Source organism: Puia sp. (assembly GCF_035546395.1).
In the GTDB taxonomy this organism is placed as follows: Bacteria; Bacteroidota; Bacteroidia; order Chitinophagales; family Chitinophagaceae; genus Puia.
The window spans coordinates 461,843-483,158 of the sequence record NZ_DASZXR010000016.1 but is presented as its reverse complement, the minus strand read 5'-3'; the positions used below and the strand labels follow the sequence as shown (position 1 = coordinate 483,158).

The 21,316-nt window shown below is 55.0% G+C and carries 18 protein-coding genes; 13 read left to right on the top strand and 5 right to left on the bottom strand.

The genetic code is table 11. The annotated features are described in order from the left end of the window. Positions 1-14 precede the first annotated feature (14 nt). From VHE34_RS23235 to VHE34_RS23185, 11 genes are all read left to right on the top strand, one after another. Positions 15-1,871: a RagB/SusD family nutrient uptake outer membrane protein gene (locus VHE34_RS23235; RefSeq protein WP_325592371.1), complete on the top strand. Its 1,857-nt coding sequence runs from the start codon at positions 15-17 to the stop codon at positions 1,869-1,871. Continuing rightward, positions 1,861-3,843, top strand: a complete 1,983-nt coding sequence (pelA, locus tag VHE34_RS23230; RefSeq protein WP_325592369.1) for a pectate lyase — start codon at positions 1,861-1,863, stop codon at positions 3,841-3,843. Before VHE34_RS23235 ends, pelA begins: the two co-directional genes overlap by 11 nt. A 71-nt stretch (positions 3,844-3,914) precedes the next feature. Beyond that, positions 3,915-5,561: a glycoside hydrolase family 28 protein gene (locus VHE34_RS23225; RefSeq protein ID WP_325592367.1), complete on the top strand. Its 1,647-nt coding sequence runs from the start codon at positions 3,915-3,917 to the stop codon at positions 5,559-5,561. 8 nt (positions 5,562-5,569) lie between these two features. Next, positions 5,570-6,616 carry a Gfo/Idh/MocA family oxidoreductase gene (locus VHE34_RS23220; protein ID WP_325592366.1) on the top strand — a complete coding sequence of 349 codons (1,047 nt, stop codon included), beginning with the start codon at positions 5,570-5,572 and terminating at the stop codon, positions 6,614-6,616. A 41-nt stretch (positions 6,617-6,657) separates the two neighbouring features. Continuing rightward, positions 6,658-7,605 carry a pectinesterase family protein gene (locus tag VHE34_RS23215; RefSeq protein WP_325592365.1) on the top strand — a complete coding sequence of 316 codons (948 nt, stop codon included), beginning with the start codon at positions 6,658-6,660 and terminating at the stop codon, positions 7,603-7,605. Between the two features lie 4 nt (positions 7,606-7,609). Further along, positions 7,610-9,523, top strand: a complete 1,914-nt coding sequence (locus VHE34_RS23210; RefSeq protein ID WP_325592363.1) for a glycoside hydrolase family 88 protein — start codon at positions 7,610-7,612, stop codon at positions 9,521-9,523. Positions 9,524-9,530: 7 nt separating this feature from the next. Further along, complete coding sequence (uxaC, locus tag VHE34_RS23205) at positions 9,531-10,961, top strand: glucuronate isomerase (RefSeq protein ID WP_325592362.1); 1,431 nt, start codon at positions 9,531-9,533, stop codon at positions 10,959-10,961. Between the two features lie 180 nt (positions 10,962-11,141). After that, positions 11,142-11,738 (top strand): hypothetical protein, encoded by a 597-nt coding sequence (locus VHE34_RS23200; RefSeq protein WP_325592361.1) that lies wholly within the window; start codon positions 11,142-11,144, stop codon positions 11,736-11,738. Next, entirely contained in the window at positions 11,735-12,592 is an 858-nt protein-coding gene (locus VHE34_RS23195) for a nucleotidyl transferase AbiEii/AbiGii toxin family protein (RefSeq protein WP_325592359.1), read from the top strand. Before VHE34_RS23200 ends, VHE34_RS23195 begins: the two co-directional genes overlap by 4 nt. Then, complete coding sequence (locus tag VHE34_RS23190) at positions 12,589-13,377, top strand: glycoside hydrolase family 16 protein (protein WP_325592357.1); 789 nt, start codon at positions 12,589-12,591, stop codon at positions 13,375-13,377. The genes VHE34_RS23195 and VHE34_RS23190 overlap by 4 nt, the downstream gene beginning before the upstream one ends. Before the next feature lie 366 nt (positions 13,378-13,743). Next, positions 13,744-14,196 (top strand): hypothetical protein, encoded by a 453-nt coding sequence (locus VHE34_RS23185; RefSeq protein WP_325592356.1) that lies wholly within the window; start codon positions 13,744-13,746, stop codon positions 14,194-14,196. Here VHE34_RS23185 and VHE34_RS23180 read toward each other — a convergent pair. The 3 genes from VHE34_RS23180 to VHE34_RS23170 all read right to left on the bottom strand — a co-directional run bounded on the left by VHE34_RS23180 (position 14,184) and on the right by VHE34_RS23170 (position 17,033). Further along, positions 14,184-15,305 carry a mechanosensitive ion channel family protein gene (locus tag VHE34_RS23180; RefSeq protein WP_325592355.1) on the bottom strand — a complete coding sequence of 374 codons (1,122 nt, stop codon included), beginning with the start codon at positions 15,303-15,305 and terminating at the stop codon, positions 14,184-14,186. The two genes, VHE34_RS23185 and VHE34_RS23180, sit on opposite strands and share 13 nt — an antisense overlap. 255 nt (positions 15,306-15,560) lie before the next feature. Further along, entirely contained in the window at positions 15,561-16,727 is a 1,167-nt protein-coding gene (locus VHE34_RS23175; protein ID WP_325592354.1) for an AI-2E family transporter, read from the bottom strand. Between the two features lie 159 nt (positions 16,728-16,886). After that, positions 16,887-17,033: a lmo0937 family membrane protein gene (locus VHE34_RS23170; protein ID WP_325592352.1), complete on the bottom strand. Its 147-nt coding sequence runs from the start codon at positions 17,031-17,033 to the stop codon at positions 16,887-16,889. Between the two features lie 224 nt (positions 17,034-17,257). Between VHE34_RS23170 and VHE34_RS23165 the strand changes: the two genes are divergently transcribed. Next, complete coding sequence (locus VHE34_RS23165) at positions 17,258-18,190, top strand: YihY/virulence factor BrkB family protein (protein ID WP_325592351.1); 933 nt, start codon at positions 17,258-17,260, stop codon at positions 18,188-18,190. Here the strand turns inward: VHE34_RS23165 and VHE34_RS23160 are convergent. After that, entirely contained in the window at positions 18,187-18,957 is a 771-nt protein-coding gene (locus VHE34_RS23160) for a Ku protein (protein ID WP_325592350.1), read from the bottom strand. The genes VHE34_RS23165 and VHE34_RS23160 overlap by 4 nt on opposite strands. An 88-nt stretch (positions 18,958-19,045) precedes the next feature. Between VHE34_RS23160 and VHE34_RS23155 the strand changes: the two genes are divergently transcribed. Then, positions 19,046-19,699: a porin family protein gene (locus VHE34_RS23155; protein ID WP_325592349.1), complete on the top strand. Its 654-nt coding sequence runs from the start codon at positions 19,046-19,048 to the stop codon at positions 19,697-19,699. 75 nt (positions 19,700-19,774) lie between these two features. Here VHE34_RS23155 and rpoN read toward each other — a convergent pair whose 3' ends face one another. Beyond that, positions 19,775-21,199, bottom strand: coding sequence for an RNA polymerase factor sigma-54 (gene rpoN, locus VHE34_RS23150; RefSeq protein ID WP_325592347.1), 1,425 nt, complete (start codon positions 21,197-21,199; stop codon positions 19,775-19,777). Positions 21,200-21,316: the final 117 nt, after the last annotated feature.

Below are 21,316 nucleotides of genomic sequence, written 5' to 3'. Positions count from 1 at the left end.
GAAAAAAAATGACTATGCGACATCAATCACCCATACTCCGAATAGCAGCCCTCTCCCTGGCAGCGGTATTCCTCCTGGTGGGTTCCTGTAAGAAATACCTCGAGCCGCAAGCCGTCTCCTCCTTCAGCCCCGACTATGTCTTCAGCAATGTCCAAAACGCGCAAAAGGCCGTACTGGGAGCCTACCAGGACCTGGAAGGCGATAACGGCTACGGGATCCGGATCAGCATGTACTACCCTTATGACAATGATGAGATGATGGGCCTCCACCAGATCGGAGACAACGACCGCGGCGATATCGCCCACTACAACGTCAACGCCGGCAACGCCCAGCTATATTCTCCCTGGAACCAGCTCTACCAGGGCATCGAACGCGCCAATATCTGCATCTACAATATCCCTAAAATGGCGCTCTATTCGAATGGTACCCCGGCACAAGTCGGCGAATTGAAGCGCCTTGTGGGAGAGGCGCTCACCCTCCGCGCTCAATACTACTTCGAGCTGGTCCGCAACTGGGGGGACGTTCCCGCCCAATGGGTTCCCTCCTCCCAGTTGACCAATTTCTTCCTCGGTAAGACCGATCGGGACACGATCTATAACCATCTCCTTGACGATCTTCTGCAGGCGGAAAGCCTCGTCCCCTGGCGCACCGAGGTCGCCGCCCTCGGTGATCCCGTCAACGATGAACGCATCACCCAGGGTGCCGTAAGAGGCCTGCGCGCCCGCATTGCCCTGTTCCGCGGCGGCTACTCCCTGCGCAGCGCCGCAAGTTCCTACGGTCAGACGATGGCCCGGCCCGCCGACTATAAGACCTATTACCAGATCGCCCACGACGAATGCCAGGCGATCATGGCCCGTCCCGATCAACACGCACTGAACGCCAGCTTCAACACCGTATTCAAGGGATCCCTGGACGCCCATTCCCCCGACCCTGTCGGCGAGATCCTGTTCCGCGTGGCCATGACCGGCGGAGCCGGAGCCAATGACAGCAAGCTGGGATATTACGACGGCAACAAGGTCAATGGCCTCGGTAATGCCGCCATCGCCGTTCTGCCCACCTACTTTTATCTCTTCGATTCCACCGACAGCCGCCGCGACGTAACCTGCGCCGGCTATGACGTCGGAAAAGATCTCAATATCCTCGCTCCCCGCACCCCGACGACGCTTGTAGAGGGCAAGTTCAGAAGAGACTGGATCTCCAATCCCTCTCAGCTGAACAGCTCCACCGCCCAATATTTCGGCATCGACTGGCCGTTGCAGCGGTATTCGGACATCCTGCTTATGTTCGCCGAGACCGAGAACGAACTGAACAATGGACCCACGCCCGCGGCCATTACGGCCTTTCAAAGCGTGAGAAAACGGGCTTATGGCAAAAACTCCATCGGAACGACCCCGGCCGACTACACCGGCTTCTTCAATGCGATCGTACTGGAACGTTCGCTGGAATTCGGCGGCGAAGGCATCCGCAAATTCGATCTTATCCGCTGGAACCTCATCGCGCAGCGTCTTGCCGATGCAAAGGCCAACCTCAACGCCATGGCGGCGAGAAAAGGCGGATTCACCGGTAGCTACAACACCAACCCGCTCAACTTCGCCAACCTGCCCGACTCGATATTCTATGACTCGGCAAAATCCGTCGTCGCCACCGGCCTCCAATTCAAGACTTCCTTTTATACCCCGCGCCAGGGCTCGACAGACTCGAGCTTCAAACGTATCCTTTGGATCTCGAAGGCCGTGAACGGCATCCTGAGCGCCTCCGGTTCATCCAACGGTTACGCCTACTATTTCACGCCCAATCACAGCGAACTGCTGCCCATACCCCAGCAGGCGCTGGATGCCAATAAGAACCTAAAACAGGACTATGGATATTAAGCGGATCGCATCTACATTCGCTCTCCTCACGCTGACGGCTTTCGTCCCGCGTCCGACCCGCACCACGGTCTGGCTCATCGGGGACAGCACGATGTCCGATAAAGAGATAAAGGCATACCCCGAGACCGGTTGGGGTATGCCTTTTGAACATTTCTTCGATTCCACCATTCTCGTCGACAACCGGGCAAAGAACGGCCGGAGCACGAAGTCCTTTATCGCCGAAGGCCGCTGGGACGCGGTGGTGAAGGACCTTCATCCCGGGGATTATGTGTTGATCCAGTTCGGCCACAATGACGAAGTGCCTACGAAAGCCACTTACACTCCCGAAGACGCCTTTGCGGCTAATTTGATCCGGTTTATAAAAGAATCCCGGGATAAGGGGGCCATTCCTATCCTGATCACTCCCGTTGCCCGCCGGAAATTCGACGCCGGGGGACATATCGTGGAGACGCATCCGGTGTACGCACCGATCGTTCGGAGGGTGGCCGGGGAACAGAGGACGCCGCTGATCGATCTTGACAAAGAAAGTATGAGCCTGCTGCAGGAGGCCGGTCCCGAGGGCTCAAAATGGCTGTTCAACTATCTCCGCCCGGGCGAACACCCGAATTATCCCGATGGGAGACAGGACGACACCCACTTCAGCGAGCTGGGCGCGCGGAAGATGGCTGAGCTGGTGCTGGCGGATATCCGCAGCCTCAAGACCGGACTTGCCGATCATATCGTAAGCGCCAACGCGGTCGCGGCAAATGGAGTTGCAGCAACGGCAGCCGGCGCCGGGCAGGCGCAGATGGATCCCGGGCCATTCGCCGACAATGCCGGCCACTGGTACGCCATCTTCAACAGGGAAAACATTATCAACCCGCTTCCCGGCCGGCCCCGCCATCGACCCACGGAAGTAAAAGCCATCGCCGACAACATCCTCCTGCTGCAAAAAGCCAACGGCGGCTGGCCAAAGAACTACGATCCGTTCGCGGTGCTCAGCGCCGCTCAAAAGGACAGCCTGCTGGCCGCCAAAACCCAGACCAACACCACCTTCGACAACGGCGCCACGTATAGCCACATCGCGGCGCTGGCCTTCGCGTGGAACTCCCTCCATGATGACCGTTACAGCGATGCTGCAAAAAAGGGTCTCGAATTCATCCTTGCCGCCCAATACAACAACGGCGGCTGGCCCCAGTACTATCCCCTCGAGAACAACTACAGCCGCCGGATCACTTTCAACGACGGCGCCTATGAAGGCATCATGCGCGTATTGAAAGACGTCAGGGATAACAAACCCCAATACGCTTTCGTCGACGGCCGTCTCCGTCAACGCCTCGGCGCCGCCTTCGACAAAGGCCTGGAATGCATCCTGAAGACCCAGATCGATGACGCGGGCAAACCCACCGCCTGGTGCCAGCAGTACGACGAAAAAACGCTCAAGCCCGCCTGGGCCCGCAAATTCGAACCGCCCTCCATCTGTAATAAGGAAAGCGCCGACCTTGTGCTCTTCCTCATGAGCCTCGACAACCCCAGCCCGGCTGTCAAAACCGCCATCGATAATGCCGTCGCCTGGTTCCGCGAGTCGGCCATCGCCAACACCCGCATCCAGACCATCCCCGCCGACCGCATGGTCACCCCCTTCCGCGTCAGCAACAGCGACCGCATCGTGGTCGTCGATTCCACGGCCCCGCCCATCTGGACCCGGTATTACGAGTTGAAGACCCACCGGCCGCTCTTCTGCAATCGCGACAGCAAGGTTGTTTATTCCCTCGCCGAAGTCGACCGCGAACGCCGTGACGGTTATGGCTGGTACACCTATTCGCCCCAACGCGTCCTCGACGAATATCGGGGGTGGAAGGCGAAGTATTCCTTACATCGCATCAGCGTGCCGCCCCTGGCGTCCCTATGCCAGTGTCGTCTATGTGCACTGCCGGCCCGGAAAACATATCCCGCCCGGAACGTTTTCGGAGATTGGACACCCGGAGGGTGACCGCCGAAGGCCAATAATTAAATTAAATGTCACGTTGACAGCATATCTTTATGGCAAATAAATCGACCTGTATGCGTGCTTTATGGACAACTGTGATGGTGCTTACCGCTCACACTCTTTTCGCCCAAAATTACTCCTGGGCCAACCTGCCCCGGGTCCATAAACCTTCTTTCAAAAAAGATACGTTCAATATAACCCGATTCGGCGCCGTCGCAGATGGCGTCACCCTGAACACGAAAGCGATAAACGCGGCTATCGACGAATGCAGCCGCAAGGGTGGGGGAGTCGTGAATGTCCCGGCGGGCCTCTGGCTCACCGGTCCTGTTGTCATGAAGTCCAACGTCAACCTTCACATCGATCGCGCAGCGATCCTCCAGTTCACCGCCGACAAGGACCAATACCCCATTATCGCCGGCAACTGGGAAGGCCACCCGGCGGCCCGCTGCCAGTCACCGCTGTCGGGCACCGGCCTCATCAACATCGCCATTACCGGCGGCGGCATCATCGACGGCAATGGCGACGGCTGGCGTTGGATCGCCAAAGACCGGCTCACGGAGGGTGAATGGAAACATAAGGTCGCCTCCGGCGGGGTCGTTACCGAAGACGGCAAGACCTGGTTTCCCTCCGAACGATCGCTGAAAGGCTATCGTACAAAGGATGCGGGTTGGCTAAAACCCGGGATGACGGTTGCAGATTTTGCCGACATCCGCGATTTCCTCCGGCCCAACCTCCTCGTCCTCAACAATTGCAAAAAAGTGCTCCTTGAAGGCGCCACCTTCCGGAACTCTCCCGCCTGGTGCCTCCATACCCTGCTTTGCGAAGACCTTTCCGTCGACGACGTCCACGTCCGCAACCCCTGGTATGCCGCCAACGGCGACGGCATCGATGTCGAATCCTGCCGGCGGGTCCTCATCGAGAACAGCACCTTCGATGCGGGCGACGATGGCATCTGCGTCAAGTCAGGCCGTGACGAGGATGGCCGCAAACGAGGGCGTCCTACCGAAGAAATGATCGTGCGTAATGATGTTGTTTACCGGGCGCACGGGGGCTTTGTTATCGGCAGCGAAATGTCCGGCGGCGCGAGGAACATCTTCGTCTCCGACTGCTCCTTCATCGGCACCGATATCGGCCTGCGGTTCAAAACCGTCCGCGGCCGCGGCGGCATAGTGGAAAAGATTTATGTAAAGAACATCAATATGCGGGACATCGTCCACCAGGCCGTCTTCCTCGATATGTACTATTTTGCCCACCCGCCCGCCATTGCGGATGTCTATTCCGGCAAGACGACCGTCGATGTCCCGGCCGTCACCGAGGCGACACCCCGATTCCGGGACATTCATATCAGCAATATTGTCTGTGATGGGGCCGAAGAGGGTATATTTGTGCGTGGACTGCCTGAAATGAACATCCGGGAGATCGAACTCTCGGATATGGTGCTAAAGGCTGCTAAAGGCGCCGAGCTTATCGAAGCACAAAACATCGGCCTGAAGAATATCCGGCTGATCACTACCGATACGGCCCAACCCGTCGTGTACGTGGAGAACAGCAGCAACCTGCATTTTGATACCATCGGCTACAATGCAGGCGCCGGCTTGCTTTTTAGCATCAACGGGAATAAAAGCGCGAATATATCCGTCGCCAATACCGATCGTTCCAAAGCAGTCCACGAGGCGGCCTTTAACTATGGGGCCGCGCAAAATGCTTTGCAACAAAAATGATGATCAATATGACACCCATCAAGACGGCCATCTGCAGCTTCGGTATGTCGGGACGCGTATTCCACGCCCCCTTTCTGCACGTAAACCCCGGTTTCGAATTCTACTCGGTATGGGAACGCGAGAAGAACCTCGCAAAAGCCATCTATCCCGATGTAAAGGTCGTCCGCACCTATGAAGAGTTGCTGTCCGACCCGGCCGTCGAGCTGGTGATCGTCAACACCCCGAACTTTACGCATTTCGAGTACGCCCGGCAAGCCCTCCTCGCCGGAAAGCATGTTATCGTCGAGAAACCCTTCGCCGTCACCGAGGAAGAAGGATGGCAGCTGATCGACCTGGCAGAAGAACAGGGCAAAAAGATATCCTCCTACCAAAGCCGCCGCTTCGACAGCGACTACCGGACCGTAAAAAAAGTCATCGACTCGGGCGTACTCGGCAAACTCGTCGAAGCGGAGTTCCACTACGACCGCTATACGCCTGCCCTGAGCCCCAAGGTCCATAAGGAAACACCCGGTCCCGGCCGCGGCCTGCTATACGACCTCGGCTCTCATATGATCGACCAGGCCTTGCAACTCTTTGGCGACCCCGATGCAGTGTTCGCCGATATCTTTATCATCCGCGAACACTCGCTGGTAGACGATTACATGGAAGTCCTCCTCTTCTACCCGGGATTCCGCTGCCGCATCAAGTCGAGCTACCTGGTGCGCGAGCCGATTCCCGCCTATAGCGTGTTCGGTCATATGGGTACCTTCCTCAAGAACCGAACCGACGTGCAGGAACGGCGCCTGCTGGCCGGTGAGATGCCCGTCGGCGACGATTGGGGAGTCGAGTCGCAAACCGAGCAGGGACTGCTTCATACCGAGATCGACGGAAAAGAGGTAAGAGAACGCGTCCCCACCGAACGCGGCAACTATATGGACTATTTCACCGGGATGTACGAGGCGATCCGCAATAATGCCCCGTTGCCCGTTACGCCGGAAGAAGGCGTCCGGATCATCCGGGTCATCGAAAAAGCCTATGAGAGCGTCAGAACAAAATGCACGGTAACGTTTGCGTAAAAAAACGGGCGATATTAAAATAGAGTCCCGAAATTAACGATATGAAGCTGCTTCTCGCCATTACGATCATCGTCGATGCGTCAGGTCACGGTAATTTCACCAGCGTTCAGGCTGCCATCAACAGCCTGGCGCCCGACTCTGTCGCGCCCCGCCATATCCTGGTCAAAAAGGGCGTCTACAACGAGAAGATCTTTATCGAAAAGAACAATATCATCCTCGAGGGCGAAGACAGGGAGAAGACCATTCTCGCTTTCGCCCTCGCCCGCGACGCCTGGCGCTGCGAGCACGAAACCGACTGGGGCGTCGCCACGCTCAACCTCCGCGGTAGCGATATCACTCTGAAGAACCTTACGATAGAGAACACGTACGGCTACGATAACCCTGCACCCAACACGACCATCCGATGCGGGGACTCGGCAAAGACGATCGGCCGCGAAGGGCATCAGATGGCGTTGAGAAGCTTCCAGACCACAAGATTGAAAGCCATCAACTGCATCTTCAAGGCCTATGGCGGCGATACGGTAAGCCCCTGGAACGTTACCGACGGCTTGTTTTACTTTAAGGACTGTTATATGGAAGGGGGTGTCGACTTTTATTGTCCGCGTGGCTGGGCCTGGGCCGAACATTGTACCTTTAAGGCCGATAACGGACCTGCCTGCATCTGGCACGACGGCTCCGCAGACCCCGACTCGAAGACCGTCCTCAAGGACTGTACCTTCACCGGGTACGATGGGTTTAGGCTCGGCCGCTATCATCGCGACGCCCAATTCTATCTCATCGGCTGCCATTTCGCCGCTAACATGGCCGACCAGGATATCTATCTCGTCCCCACGACCAATGTGATCCGGTGGGGCCGCCGGATCTACTACTACGGCTGCGATAAACCGGGCAAGGCCTATTCGTGGTATGCGAATAACCTGGCGATCCCTCCGCGGTCCATCACTTTGGCCTGGCTTTTCCATGACAAATGGGATCCCACATTAAACTAGATACATGAAAAAACCATCCATAATCGTCCTTGCGATCCTGATCGGCGCCGGCGCCGCCGCTCAATCCGGCGGCGGACCTTCGGACGCCGCCGATCCCGCGATTTCCATGGCCTCCACCGTCCTGCAACTCTGGCCCGACACGGGCGACTCCACAAAGATCCACTGGGCCTATGACAATGGCGTCGTTTGGAAAGGCCTCGAAGGCCTCTGGTACAACACCGGCGACGCCCGCTATTTCAAATATATCCAACACCAGATGGACCGGCTGGTCGACAAAGAAGGCAATATCCGCACTTACAAGTCCGAAGACTATAACCTCGACAACATCCTCTGCGGCCGCCTCCTGCTGATGCTCTACAACGTCACCGGTCAAAAGCAATACTACAAGGCCGCAAATACGCTCCGCGAGCAATTAAGGCAGCAACCCCGCACCTCCCAGGGCAGCTTCTGGCATAAAAAGAAATACACCGAGCAGGTCTGGCTCGACGGCCTGTATATGGCCCAGCCCTTCTTCGCCGAATACGCCGCCGAATTTCATGAGGACAGTGTCTTCGGCGACATCGTAAAACAATTCACGGCGATCGAGGCCAACACCCGCGACAAGGCCACCGGCCTCCTTTATCATGGCTGGGATGAATCCAAAAAGGAGAAATGGGCCGACAAGGAAACCGGCCGTTCCCCCCATTTCTGGGCCCGCGCCATGGGCTGGTATGGCATGGCCCTCGTCGACGCAATGGACTATCTACCTGCCAACCGGCGCGTATTCCTCGAACCTATCCTCACCCGCTATGCCGCCGCGATAAAAAAAGTCCAGGACCCCGCCACCGGCTGCTGGTGGGACATCCTCGACAAACCCAACGAAAAAGGCAACTACCTTGAAGCCTCTGCCAGCTGTATGTTTGTCTATACCCTTGCCAAAGCCGTCCGGAAAGGCTATCTGCCCGACACCTACCGCCCCGAAAAAGGCTGGCAGGGTATCCAAAAGAAGTTTTTCAGCAATGGCGCCCTCGAGGGCACGGTCAGCGTCAGCGGCCTCGGCGGTAATCCCTACCGGGACGGCAGCTACCATTACTATACCAGCGAAAAGGTGGTCCCCAACGACCCCAAAGGCGTCGGCGCCTTTCTGCTGGCCGCGGACGAAATGGCCATGAAGCCGCCAACGGGCAAAACCGTCCTGCTGGACCAATATTTCAACAACGAACACCATAAGGACATCACCGGAGCGAGCGTCCGTTTCCACTATATCTGGGACGAATTGGATAACAACGGGTATGCCATCTGGGGCCATATCTTCAACAAACTGGGCGCCCGGACCGACACGCTTTCCATAGCGCCCTCTGCCGGCAACCTCGCAAAAGCCTCCGTTTATATCATCGTCGATCCCGACAACGAAAGAGAATCGCCTGTTCCCAATTATCCCAGTGACGCCGATATCGATGCCATCGAAAATTGGGTAAAGGCCGGGGGCGTCCTGGTCCTGATGGCCAATGACTCCGCTAACTGCGAATTCACTCATTTCAACCGGCTGGCCGCCCGTTTTGGCGTCCAGTTCAACTACGACTGTTACCACAAGGTAACGGGCAGCCAGTTCGAAATGGGCGCCTTTGCCATGACGGGGCAGGATGGCCAGGCCAACGGAGTTGGCTATTTTCATGAGATTTTCAGGAATACCCGAAAAATTTACATCAAGGAACTCAGCACCCTGACCTTATCCGGACGCGCCAAACCGGCATTTACGGACGCAGGCCACAACATTATGGCCGTCGCCAGGGTGGGGAAGGGCGTCGTCTTCGCCGTCGGCGACCCCTGGTTCTATAATGAATACACCGACGGAAGAAAGCTTCCGGCCGATTTTGAGAACTACAATGCTGCCCGCGATCTGGCCCAGTGGCTGTTGGCCGGAGCACATACAAAATGAGAAAAACATGAAAAATTTCCTGGACGAGAATTTCCTGCTAAACAGCGAAGCCGCCCGCAGGCTTTACCATGACTATGCCCGCGAAATGCCGGTGATCGACTACCACTGTCACCTGTCCCCGCAACAGATAGCCGCCGATCACCAGTTCCAAAACCTGACGCAGGCGTGGTTGGCCGGCGATCACTACAAATGGCGGGCCATGCGCACTAACGGTGTAGACGAAGGCTATTGTACGGGCGACCGCCCCGACTGGGATAAATTTCAGAAATGGGCCGAAACGGTTCCCTATACCCTGCGCAATCCTCTCTATCACTGGACCCATCTCGAACTCCAGCGGTATTTCGATATTCATGACATCCTCTCGCCCCGCACGGCGAAGAAGGTTTACGACACCTGTTCGGCTAAACTCCAGACAAAGGAATACTCCGTCCGCAACCTCCTTCGCCGGATGAATGTCCGCACCGTCTGTACGACCGACGATCCCGTCGACACCCTCGAATTCCACGCCCAACTGAAACAGGAGGGGTTCGAGATACCGATCCTTCCGGCCTTCCGCCCCGATACGGCAATGAATGTCGACGAGCCGTCAAAATTCAATGCGTATATAAAGCGGCTCGAGGCCAGCACGAATGTCGCCATCTCCAATTTCAACGACTATCTCTTCGCCCTCGAGAATCGCCACGACTTCTTCGCCTCCATGGGCTGCACCGTCAGCGACCACGGCCTCGAGGAGATCTATGTCGAGGAATTCACCGGCTGGGAAGTGGAAGCCATCTTCAATAAGGTCCGTGCGGGCAAAGAGCTCAATGATACCGAGCGCCGGAAATTCAAGTCCGCCATGCTCGTTCACTTCGCCGAATGGGATTGGGAGAAAGGATGGGTCCAGCAGTACCATCTCGGGGCCCTGCGCAACAACAACAGCCGGATGATGCAAAAGCTCGGGCCCGACACCGGCTGGGACTCGATCGGCGACTTCTCCCAGGGCCGCGCTCTCGCGCGGTTCCTCGATCGCCTCGACAAGGAAGACAAGCTGGCCCGCACGATCCTCTATAATCTCAATCCCGCCGACAACGAGCTCTTTGCAACCATGATCGGCAACTTCAACGACGGCTCCATCGCCGGTAAAGTGCAGTTCGGTTCGGGCTGGTGGTTTCTCGATCAAAAGGACGGGATGATCCGGCAGATCAACGCGCTCTCCAATATGGGCTTGCTCAGCCGTTTCGTGGGGATGTTGACGGATTCCCGCAGCTTCCTTTCCTTTCCCCGTCATGAGTACTTCCGCCGTCTGCTCTGCAACCTTTTCGGCGAGGAGATGACCAACGGGGAATTGCCCGATGACCTGGAATGGATCGGCAAGATCGTCCGGGATATCTGCTACTACAATGCCCGTCAATACTTTAATTTTCAACCCGCCGGAGCGCTGGCGTATTCGGAATAAGATTCAGGCTGCACTTTTTCAATAGGATAATTGGTATTATGGCGATTATCCTATTGTTTTTTGACCAAGGAATGTAAAATTATCAAGGGATAATCGGTTTTCTGCCAATTATCCAACTGATTTATTACATTTGTGGAGTTGGACATCCATCAGACCATACGATCATTTGCCACTCAACCCTTGACACACCAGGTATTGCTTTCACTGTTAAAGGGTTATAAGCGGCCGAACGAGAAGGTACACGACCTGCGGCGCAAGGGGATATTATCGCCCGTTCGCAAGGGACTCTACGTCGCCGGTCCTGCACTTGGCGGCGGCCGGCCCGAACCCTTTCTTCTCGCCAACCATATCCTCGGTCCAAGCTATGTATCTCTCGATTCGGCCCTGTCTTACTATGGGCTGATCCCCGAAAGGGTATTTGAAACGACTTCTATGACCACAAAGACATCGAGGACATTCCATACGCCCCTTGGAACTTTCAGTTACACGAGCCTGCCGTTGCCTTACTATGCCTTCGGGATTCGCCGTATCGGACTCTCCGAAGATCAATATGCCCTCATTGCTGTTCCGGAAAAGGCTTTAGCCGATAAGGTGATTTCCACCTCCGGGCTCATCATCAGAAGCCGAAAGGCCGCGAGTGAATGGTTATTGGAAAATTTGCGAATGGACGAAACGCAACTCCGGGAATTAAATACCCGGATAATGGGCGAATGGCTAAAGGATGCACCAAAGAAGACCAGTCTGCAAATGCTGATAAATGCAATTCAGGGCTTATGATAAAAGAATGGTTGGAAACCTATCATCCTGCCAATAAAGAGGAGGCTATGCAGGCGCTACGCGAGATCATGCAGGATATTGCGCTTGCCGGCCTCTCGAGGACGGGCTTCTTTGAAAAGGCGGCTTTCTATGGGGGGACGGCCTTGCGGATCTTTCACGGTCTCGATCGGTATTCGGAGGACCTGGATTTTTCCCTGCTGCAGGTGGATCCGAAATTTTCCCTGGATCATTACCTGGACGGGATCCGCAATGAATTTGCGGCAGTGGGAATGGAGGTCTCGGTACGAGAAAAGGACAAAACGAATAAAACGAATATCGAATCCGCCTTTCTGAAATCCGAAACCGTGTGGAAAGAACTGGTGCTGGAAAGCATTATCCCTCAAAATGGCCTGGACCAAAAGGCCAATATAAAGATCAAATTGGAAGTGGATACAAAGCCGCCGCCTGGCTTTGAAACGGAAGAAAGGCTTCTGCTTCAACCGTTCTCATTTTACGTCAAATGCTTCACGCCCGACAACCTGTTTGCTGGAAAAATGCACGCATTCTTATTTCGAAAATGGAAGAACAATGTAAAAGGCCGTGACTGGTATGATCTCGAATGGTACATCAGGAAAGGCGTCCCGCTGAACCTGCATCATTTTTTGTTGCGTGCGCAGGACAGCGGCGATTGGCATAAACCGGCTATCTCGGAACCGGAACTTCGACAACTGATCAGCACCAGGATCGACTCCGTTGACATGCAACGGGTCAAAGCCGATATCAGCCGTTTCATTGCCCATCCGGAAAAAATAGCGCTTTGGTCTCCTAAATATTTTCATGATCTTGTCCAGCAATTGAAAATCGAACAAAAATGAGAACTCTTGCCATCGCCCTGTCACTTCTCGCCCTCACTGCCTGCGCCCAGGGGCAATCCAACTACAAACTGGTCTGGTCCGACGAGTTCAACTACGGCGGTCTGCCGGATTCCACCAAATGGTCATACGACGTTGGCGGTAATGGTTGGGGCAATAACGAGCTCGAATACTATACCCGGGCCGATACCAGTAATGCCGTGGTTCGCGAGGGATATCTTTGGATCACGGCCCGCAAGCAGGAAAAAGGGAGCAAGGACTATACTTCGGCGCGATTGGTGACCAAGGGCAAGGGCGACTGGCTCTACGGCCGCATCGAAGTGCGCGCGAAACTCCCCGCGGGCCGCGGCTGCTGGCCCGCTATCTGGATGCTGCCCACCGACTGGAAATATGGCGGCTGGCCGGCCTCCGGCGAGATCGACATCATGGAGAACGTCGGCTTTATGCCCGACAGCGTGTTCGGCAGCATCCACACAAAGAGTTTCAACCATGTCATCCACACTCAAAAGACAAAGGGCCTTTTTCTAAAAGACCCTTACACCGCCTTTCATGTATATGCCGTCGAATGGGACGCAAAAGAGATCCGCTTCTTCGTGGATGGCAACAAATACACTTCCTTTGCAAACACGGGCAGAGGCTTCGCCGAATGGCCCTTCGATCAGCGTTTCCACCTCATCCTCAACATCGCCGTCGGTGGCGGCTGGGGAGGCCAGAAAGGGGTGGATGAGGCTGTTTTCCCCAGCTCGATGATAGTCGATTATGTGCGGGTCTATAAGTCTGCGGGATAGCCGCGCTAAAAACCGCTAAAAAATGAAAAACCCGGTATGAAAATACCGGGTAGTGAGTCGACTCGAATTTAGACCTTATCCTACTGCTAATGTAAGGAAGTTCTAAATATAACCCTTATTATTTATGGAGAATTCATTGATTTTTATATAAAAAACTTACTCTTTTTAAAATTAATAACTAATGAATAAGGGTTTTTTATATTTATAGTAGATAAAACGTATTAGCAAAAAATACTGTTTAAATCCTGAATTCGCTCTCCGGGGCATTCCTATTGCATAACCAACCCATTCCCGGCGATCCACAGTCCAATTCACCCCTTAGCCCAACTCAAAAATCAAGTAACTTACAAGTCTAAAACGTTTGGTATGGCAAAGAAAGACAAGAATTCGATCGACCTCCCGGAGGTGAAGGACATTCCAGGACAGGAAAATGTAAAGCCGCCCCGGCTTGGGGAACTGGCCGACACCACCGCTTCCTCCGACGATGAGGAAGGGGACGACGTGCTCGAGCCCGATGATCTTCTCGACTCCGAGAGCAATGTGACCCGTGAAGAACGCATTGCGCTGGCCCGTGTGGGTGGCCGTGAGGTGGGCACCGAAGACGATGTGCTCGACGAAGCAGCCCTCGACAGCACCGACGACGACGGCGACCCGCTCAACGAGGGCAGTTTCGGCCGTGACGTCACCGGCGACGACCTCGACGTTCCCGGCGCCGATGAGGATGATGCCGATGAAGCCATTGGCGAAGAAGATGAGGAGAACAACGAATACAGCACCGACAAGAACGACGACGACAGCGACATTAACTACGATGCATAGCTATTGCCGGAACCCTCTGCCGCCGGCGGAGGGTTTCTTTTCAGAAGGACCCTGTCCATCGGGAAGGCATCCGGATAGTTCTTTTGCAAATAGACAATGAGCCCCTCGCGGACATTGCACCGCAGGTCAAACGCATTCCCGCTGCTGCTCGCGCTCATCAACGCACGCACTTCCATCGTTCGTTCACTGGTATTGGTCACCTGCATGACCTTCACCCGCCTGTCCCACAGGGGATCGTTTTCCAGCAGCCGGCTCAACTCGTTACGGAGTCCATCCAACGAAACGGAATAGTCGAGATAGAGAAAGACGGTGCCCAGAATATCCGCCGTCGTACGCGTCCAGTTTTGAAACGGCTTCTCCACAAAATAGTTGATCGGCAGGATCAGCCGCCGCTGGTCCCAGATATTCAGGACGACGTACGTCAGGGTGATCTCTTCCACCCGGCCCCATTCCCCTTCCACAACCAGCACATCGTCGATGCGCAAGGGCTGCGTGAAAGCGATCTGGAACCCGGCGAGCAGGTTCCCCAGTGACTTCTGGGCGGCGAATCCGATGATGATGCCCCCAACGCCAACCCCGGTGAGCAAGCCCGTCCCCAAACGCCGCAGATTGTTAAAGCTGAGCAGGATGAAACAGGCCGCAAGGATCAGGATAAGGCTGATCGCCAGCCGCCGGATAAATTGCAGCTGCGTCCGGATCTTCCGTTCTTTCAGGTTGTCCGCTTTCTGGATGTCGAAAGTGTGGTAGGCATAGTCCTCGAATACCTTTACCACCGCGATCAGCACATTGGCAAATGCGACGGTGAGCAGGATGCCCACCGACCGGTCGACAAAGGCCTCCACTTTAGGCTTCATCTTCATCAGCGGCAGCAGGAAATTCAAGGTCAGCAGGGGCAAAAAGTAGCTGAAAGGCTGGCCCAGGCGCGATAATATGCTACGGGTGACCGAAAAGGCGGGTCGCCCCGGCCTGGGCTTACGCCTCAGCATTAAGGCCAGCAGGAACTTGAGGACAAGCCCGATCACCACGGCAACTCCGAGCAGGATCCCGTCCCATACGATGTTTGGAAGGCGATTAAAGGAATCCAGGAGTTGATCGAACGGTCCGGGCATAGATGAATTCTTGACCCACAATGGTCGCAATCATTAGGCCAAAAGTCTACAATCAAGCCCCAATCCGCCCCAATTCAGCGCCGCCCGTGCCAAAAAAACCCCTGGCATAACATTTTCTTCCCCGCTAAATGAAAATTCTTTTGTGCGATAGAGGTTTAGGTTAATGGACGTCGCCCCGGTTCACCGGGGCGACCTTATTTACCGTTCGCGTCGGCCACGACCGGGAACAGGCCGCCGGGCTGATACAACTCAAGACTATACTTCCACACCCGCGCTCGTTTCCGCCTCCTGAGGCGCCGCAGGCGTTTCGGCGCCTGCCCCCTGGCGGCTTCTCAACTTCGCATGCAGCATGGAATAGCGCTTAAAATGATACTTCTGCGGCTTCCCCAACAGGAATCCTACCGCCTTGAATCCCGGCAAGGTATCGAAGATGATTTTGCAGATGGCGGTTACCGGCAACGCCAGGATCAATCCCGACAGTCCCCAGAGCTTCCCGAAAAGCAGCAGGGAAAATACGGCCACCAGCGGATTGATCGACACCTTCGATCCCACTACATACGGCGTGATCACGTTCCCCTCGAGGATATGAACGAACAGGAATACCCCCAGGACCCCGCCCGCATACCAGTACGAGTCCCTGGTCACCAGTGCGACAATGACCGGCAGCGCCGAGCCGATCAAAATGCCGATATAGGGAATGATCACCAGCATCCCGCCCAAAAACCCAAAGAACAGCGGCGATTCGATCCCCAACGCCCAAAGTCCAACCGAATTCAGGGTCCCGATAATGACGATCACCTTTAACAGTCCCAGGAGGTAATTCTGGATCACCACGTAGATCTTCTGCAGGGTATCGTCTATCAGCAGCTTATCGGAAGAAGGGAATACTTTGTAAAAGAACTCCAGGAAAAATACCCGCAGGTACAACAGGAAAAAGCTGAACAAGAGCACCAGCAGAAATTCAGACAGCAGGCCTGTCGTAAAGGTCATCGTGGACGAAAGATAGGCGCTGCTGTTATCCAGCGCTTTTTGCAGCAGCCCGTGAACATGGTCAGCCTGCGCCGCTTTCTCGATGTGAAAGTGCTGGGCGACAAAGGTCTCCAGGCGGTCCAGCAAGGCCCCCAGTTTTGCCACGAACTGTGGGGTCTGTCCCATCAGATGCATCACCTGGGTGATCACCACTCCCAGGAAGGCGGCCGTCACGATCCCCGCCGCCAGTACCGGGAGGAAGGCCGCCACGCCCTTATGACAGCCCCACCGTTCGAGCTGAAAGCACAGCGGGAAGAGCATACTGGAAAAAATGATGGCGAAAAGCAGCGGCACGATGACATCGGCTGCCCAGGAGAGGATGACGAAGCAGATCACCAGGATGATCAGGATGGATGCGCTGCGGAGCGGGGAGGCAAACTTCAGCTCTTTCATATTGTAAGATTTTCATGACTGGACGATGCCCCTTCGGGGCATCCTTTGTAAAGCACTAATGTTTGTCCTTCGGACTTCCCGCTTCCAGCGGCAAAAGAAGAGCCGGTCTTTCGACCGGCCCGAGGGCTCTTTAAAGCCCTTTACCCCGAAACAAACCGGTCATGCTCTCCGGATGATCCCCAGGATGAGCGATATTACTGCCAATACGATCAGTACATGGATCAGCCCGCCGACGCTGTAAACAAAAACCCCCAAAAGCCAGCCTATGATGAGGATAACCGCGATCAGATAAAGTAAACCGCTCATAACTCAATTTTTTTTTGTTAGGAATAATTTTACAAGGCAGACCACGGGTCTGCCGGCCGAAGGCCAATCATTGGCCATTGTATGTCGCTATTGGCCTATTTTTAGAGTAAGGCTATTCGCGACACCTGATCTGTAGTGAAAATTGCTTGCCAATTTTCCGCGCACGTGAAAAAATTGGAAAAACACCAGTTAGTACGTCAAACTGGGGAATAAACTCTACATAAATGAAGAAACCGTTCAAATTTTCGGCCGTCTGGAAGGCCATGAAAACGGCGGCTGTCGACTTCAACAATGACAATGGGTTCAAGCTGGCCGCCTCCCTTTCCTATTCCATGATCTTCGCCATTGGACCGGTGCTGATCGTTGTGATCTCGCTGGCGGGCATTTTCTGGGGCCGCCAGGCGGTCGAAGGACAGATCTATACGGAGATAAAAGGCCTGGTGGGGGCCAGCGCCGCCCTGCAGATACAGGACATCATAAAGGCTCTCCGGCATAACCACCATACCGTCACCGGCGCGATCATCGGCGGAGCCATCCTGGTAGTCACGGCCACGGGGGTATTCGCCGAGATCCAGGGCTCGATAAATTACATGTGGTCGGTGCTGGCCAAACCGAGGAAAGGCTGGTTGAAGCTGCTTATGAACCGGCTGCTCTCCTTTTCGCTCATCGTGGCCTTCGGCTTCATATCCATGGTCGCGCTTGTTGTCAACTCCCTGATGGACCTGCTGAGCGAGTACCTGAAAAGATACATTTCCCACGCGACCGTCTATGTCTTCTATGTGGTGAATCTTGCACTTGGGTTTGCGGCGATCATGCTGCTGTTCATGATCATCTTCCGCATCCTGCCCGACGCCATCCTGCGCTGGAAGGACGCGTTTATCGGGGCGGTTTTTACCGGCATCCTCTTCCTGCTGGGGAAATTGCTCATCGGCCTTTACCTCGGAAACTCCAATATCGGCGTCCTCTATGGCGCCGCCGCCTCCATCATCGTAATTCTCACCTGGGTGTACTATTCGAGCATCATCCTGTACTATGGCGCCCAATTCACAAAGGCCTACGCCAACCTTGCCGGCTACGGCGTACGCCCCTCGGAAAACGCGGTATTCATCGTAAAACGCGAGACCCGCGAGATCGATGGCGAGCTCGGCTCGGACTAGCCCGCTTTTTTCTTTCCACCCAATGATGCCTTCAACTGCGAAAGCAGATCCTCGCTCTTCGCCTTGTGCACCACCCGCAACGGAGCCTTCGGCGCCTTGCCCCTGGCCTTCGCTTTGATCAACGCCAGCAGCTCGTCGGAATAGGTATCCCGGTACTTCGCAATGTCGAAGGGTCCCGACAACTGTTTGATCAGCTCCATGGCCATCTTCATTTCGGCCGGCTTCGGCGCACTGTCAGGCACTTTGATCTCTTCGGTCGACCGGATCTCCTGTCCCCACCGGATGCGGTTGAGCACGAGGATATCCTCCATCGGCTTGATGAGGCAAAGCCCCTCTTTATTACGCATCACGAAGCTCCCGAAGCCGACCATTCCCGTCTTGTGCAACGCATCCCGTAGCAGCACATAGGCTCTTCCCCCGGACTTCTCCGGCTCGAGGTAATACGGCGTCTCGTAATAGATGCCGTCGATCTCGGTCTCTTTTACGAATTCTTCGATGGCGATCACCTTTGTCTTCTCCGGGCTCGCCTTCTTGAAATCCTCATCGGTCAGGACCACGTATCGATCGTTCAGCTTGTAACCCCTCACGATATTCTCCCAGGCTACCTCCTTGCCCGTATTCTCGTTCACCCGCTTGAAGCGGATATTCGACAGGTCCTTTTTGTCGAGCATATCCAGGTCCAGCTCGCTGCCCTGGGTTGCACTGTATAACTTAACGGGGATGTTCACCAGTCCAAATCCGATGGCCCCAGTCCAGATCGATCTCATAAAAAGACGTTTTATTTTTCAACGATAAAATAATGCCAGCCGGGCATAACAATTGATCGGGTAAGACCAACTATTAAAAATGTAATCTATGAAACGTACGATCCTTACGCTGAGCGCAGCCCTGCTGCTAACTGCCTCCACGGCCTTCGGCCAGCAACAGCAAACCTCCTCCGAACCCAATCTGAAAGCAAAGTTCGGAATAAAAGGCGGATTTGATCTGACCACGCTTTACAGCAGCGACGTCTCCACCAACCACATGAAGGCGGGCTTCGACGCCGGGGTCTTCGCCAAGCTGCCGGTCACCCGTGGCTTCTCCATCCAGCCGGAACTGTTGTATAGTTTAAAGGGTGCGAAGAGCACTTACAGTAATTTCGTGCAGGGGAATGGGGAATATCGTTTCAACCTGGGGTATATCCAGGTTCCCGTGCTTGCGGTCGTCAACCTGGCTCCCAATTTTAACCTCCACCTGGGCGGTTATGCGGCCTACCTCGTCAACTCCAATATCAAGAATGTCAGCAACAATGGCGATCTGGTAAGCGCCACGGAACTGAACACGGGTGATTTCAATCGTTGGGACTTCGGCCTGGCCGGCGGCGCCGCCTTTGATATCGGGAATGTCACGCTCGGCGCCCGGTACAACTACGGCCTGTCCGAGATCGGGAAGTCGGGCAGCGCCTCGGGCGACCTGACAAAGGGAATGAAGAATGCGGGCTTTTCTTTCTATGCAGGCTTCGGCTTTTAAGGCCGGAGGCCTTAAGCCCGAAGGGCAGATATCAGTGCTAAAAAAAGCCCTCGCGTCAGCGAGGGTTTAATTTTTCTAATTCCAAAGTCCCCTAACCTGGGCCACCGGGATATTCATCAGCTCGCGGTACTTGGCTACCGTCCTTCGGGCGATCGAATATCCCCGTTCCGCCAATATCGTCACCAGCTGCCGGTCCGTATACGGCGCCTTCTTATCCTCGGACTCGATCACCTCGCCGATGATATTCTGGATCACTTTATTACTGATATTGTTTCCCTCCTGGTTGACGATACCCTCTGTAAAAAGGTCCTTTAACAGCACCGTCCCAAAGGGCGTCTCCGCGTATTTGTTACAGGTCAGCCGGCTCACCGTCGAGATGTCCACCTTCACCCGGTCCGCGATATCCTTTAGCTTCATCGGCTTCAGCATGAGGATGTCCCCGTATTTGAAGTAGTCATATTGCATATCGAGGATGGCCCGCATGATCTTCAGCATATTGTTCTCGCGCTGCTGGATGGCGTTGATGAACCATTGCGCGGAGGAGAGTTTACTCCGCAGGTATTGTTTGGTGGATTTGTCCGTATTCGTGTTCTGTGACGCATGCTGCACCATTTCCATCCAGGACTGGCTGATATGCAGGTTGCTGCTGCGTTGCCGGTAAAGCGCCAGTTCGAGGGTATCCCCTTCGTCCAGTACGACAAAGTCCGGCAGGATCGATGGATTGGCCTGGATGGTGCTGCTCTCGGGATTAAAGGGGCGGGTGTTGAGATGCGCCAACAGGTTCAATACAATGCGGATCTCGTCATCCTCCAGTCCCAATTGCTTTCGCAACTTGTCCAGGTTGCAGCTGCGCAAGTCGTGGAAGTGCTCTTCCAGCAGCAGGATCGCCATTCGTACATCGGGCCGTTTCACATTCATCCGCCTCAACTGCAGCAGCATGTATTCCTGAACGCTGCGGCAGCCCGCGCCGAACGGCTCCAGTTCCCGCATCAACTTTAACACCTCCTCCAACTCTTCCGGTTCTATCCACACCTTCTTTTTAAAGGTTATCTCCGAAGCCAGTTCCTCGAGATCCTGCTCGAGGAATCCGTTCTCGTTCAACGAATCGATCAGGAAGTCGAAAAGTTCCTGTTTCTCCTCGGGAACTTCGAGGAACCGGCACTGCTTCTTCAACTCGTCCCGGAAATCGGGCACCTCCGCGATCGGTTTCTCCGGCACCTTCTCCGTATTGATGTAATTGTTATACTCTGTCTTATAATCGGGAATATCATCGTATCCGTATTCTTCCCAACCCTGAAAATCCTGCACCGTATCCTTTGTGAACTTGTCCGTCGCCACCTCATCGCCCGATCCCAACTCCTCTAAAGCAGGGTTCTCACTCAGCTCGTCCTGTATGCGCTGTTCCAATTCGAGCGTATTGAGGTGAAACAGGTTCAGGAGTTCGATTTGCTGGGGGAGAATGGTGTGCTGCTGTTTTTGCGTCTGTACTTGCTTCAACATGGTTCCCTGATTTGAGACAAACCGTACGACAAACGCATTGCCAGAATCTTAACCCGCTGTCCTGAAACGGGAAACGCGCCTCCGTAGGCCCGGTCTGTAGAAAAAGATCGACGCGAC

Coding starts and splice junctions, on each gene's coding strand:
- VHE34_RS23235 (WP_325592371.1), top strand. CDS start 15: ATGCGACATCAATCACCCATACTCCGAATAGCAGCCCTCTCCCTGGCA.
- pelA (WP_325592369.1), top strand. CDS start 1,861: ATGGATATTAAGCGGATCGCATCTACATTCGCTCTCCTCACGCTGACG.
- VHE34_RS23225 (WP_325592367.1), top strand. CDS start 3,915: ATGCGTGCTTTATGGACAACTGTGATGGTGCTTACCGCTCACACTCTT.
- VHE34_RS23220 (WP_325592366.1), top strand. CDS start 5,570: ATGACACCCATCAAGACGGCCATCTGCAGCTTCGGTATGTCGGGACGC.
- VHE34_RS23215 (WP_325592365.1), top strand. CDS start 6,658: ATGAAGCTGCTTCTCGCCATTACGATCATCGTCGATGCGTCAGGTCAC.
- VHE34_RS23210 (WP_325592363.1), top strand. CDS start 7,610: ATGAAAAAACCATCCATAATCGTCCTTGCGATCCTGATCGGCGCCGGC.
- uxaC (WP_325592362.1), top strand. CDS start 9,531: ATGAAAAATTTCCTGGACGAGAATTTCCTGCTAAACAGCGAAGCCGCC.
- VHE34_RS23195 (WP_325592359.1), top strand. CDS start 11,735: ATGATAAAAGAATGGTTGGAAACCTATCATCCTGCCAATAAAGAGGAG.
- VHE34_RS23190 (WP_325592357.1), top strand. CDS start 12,589: ATGAGAACTCTTGCCATCGCCCTGTCACTTCTCGCCCTCACTGCCTGC.
- VHE34_RS23185 (WP_325592356.1), top strand. CDS start 13,744: ATGGCAAAGAAAGACAAGAATTCGATCGACCTCCCGGAGGTGAAGGAC.
- VHE34_RS23180 (WP_325592355.1), bottom strand. CDS start 15,305: ATGCCCGGACCGTTCGATCAACTCCTGGATTCCTTTAATCGCCTTCCA.
- VHE34_RS23175 (WP_325592354.1), bottom strand. CDS start 16,727: ATGAAAGAGCTGAAGTTTGCCTCCCCGCTCCGCAGCGCATCCATCCTG.
- VHE34_RS23170 (WP_325592352.1), bottom strand. CDS start 17,033: ATGAGCGGTTTACTTTATCTGATCGCGGTTATCCTCATCATAGGCTGG.
- VHE34_RS23165 (WP_325592351.1), top strand. CDS start 17,258: ATGAAGAAACCGTTCAAATTTTCGGCCGTCTGGAAGGCCATGAAAACG.
- VHE34_RS23160 (WP_325592350.1), bottom strand. CDS start 18,957: ATGAGATCGATCTGGACTGGGGCCATCGGATTTGGACTGGTGAACATC.
- VHE34_RS23155 (WP_325592349.1), top strand. CDS start 19,046: ATGAAACGTACGATCCTTACGCTGAGCGCAGCCCTGCTGCTAACTGCC.
- rpoN (WP_325592347.1), bottom strand. CDS start 21,199: ATGTTGAAGCAAGTACAGACGCAAAAACAGCAGCACACCATTCTCCCC.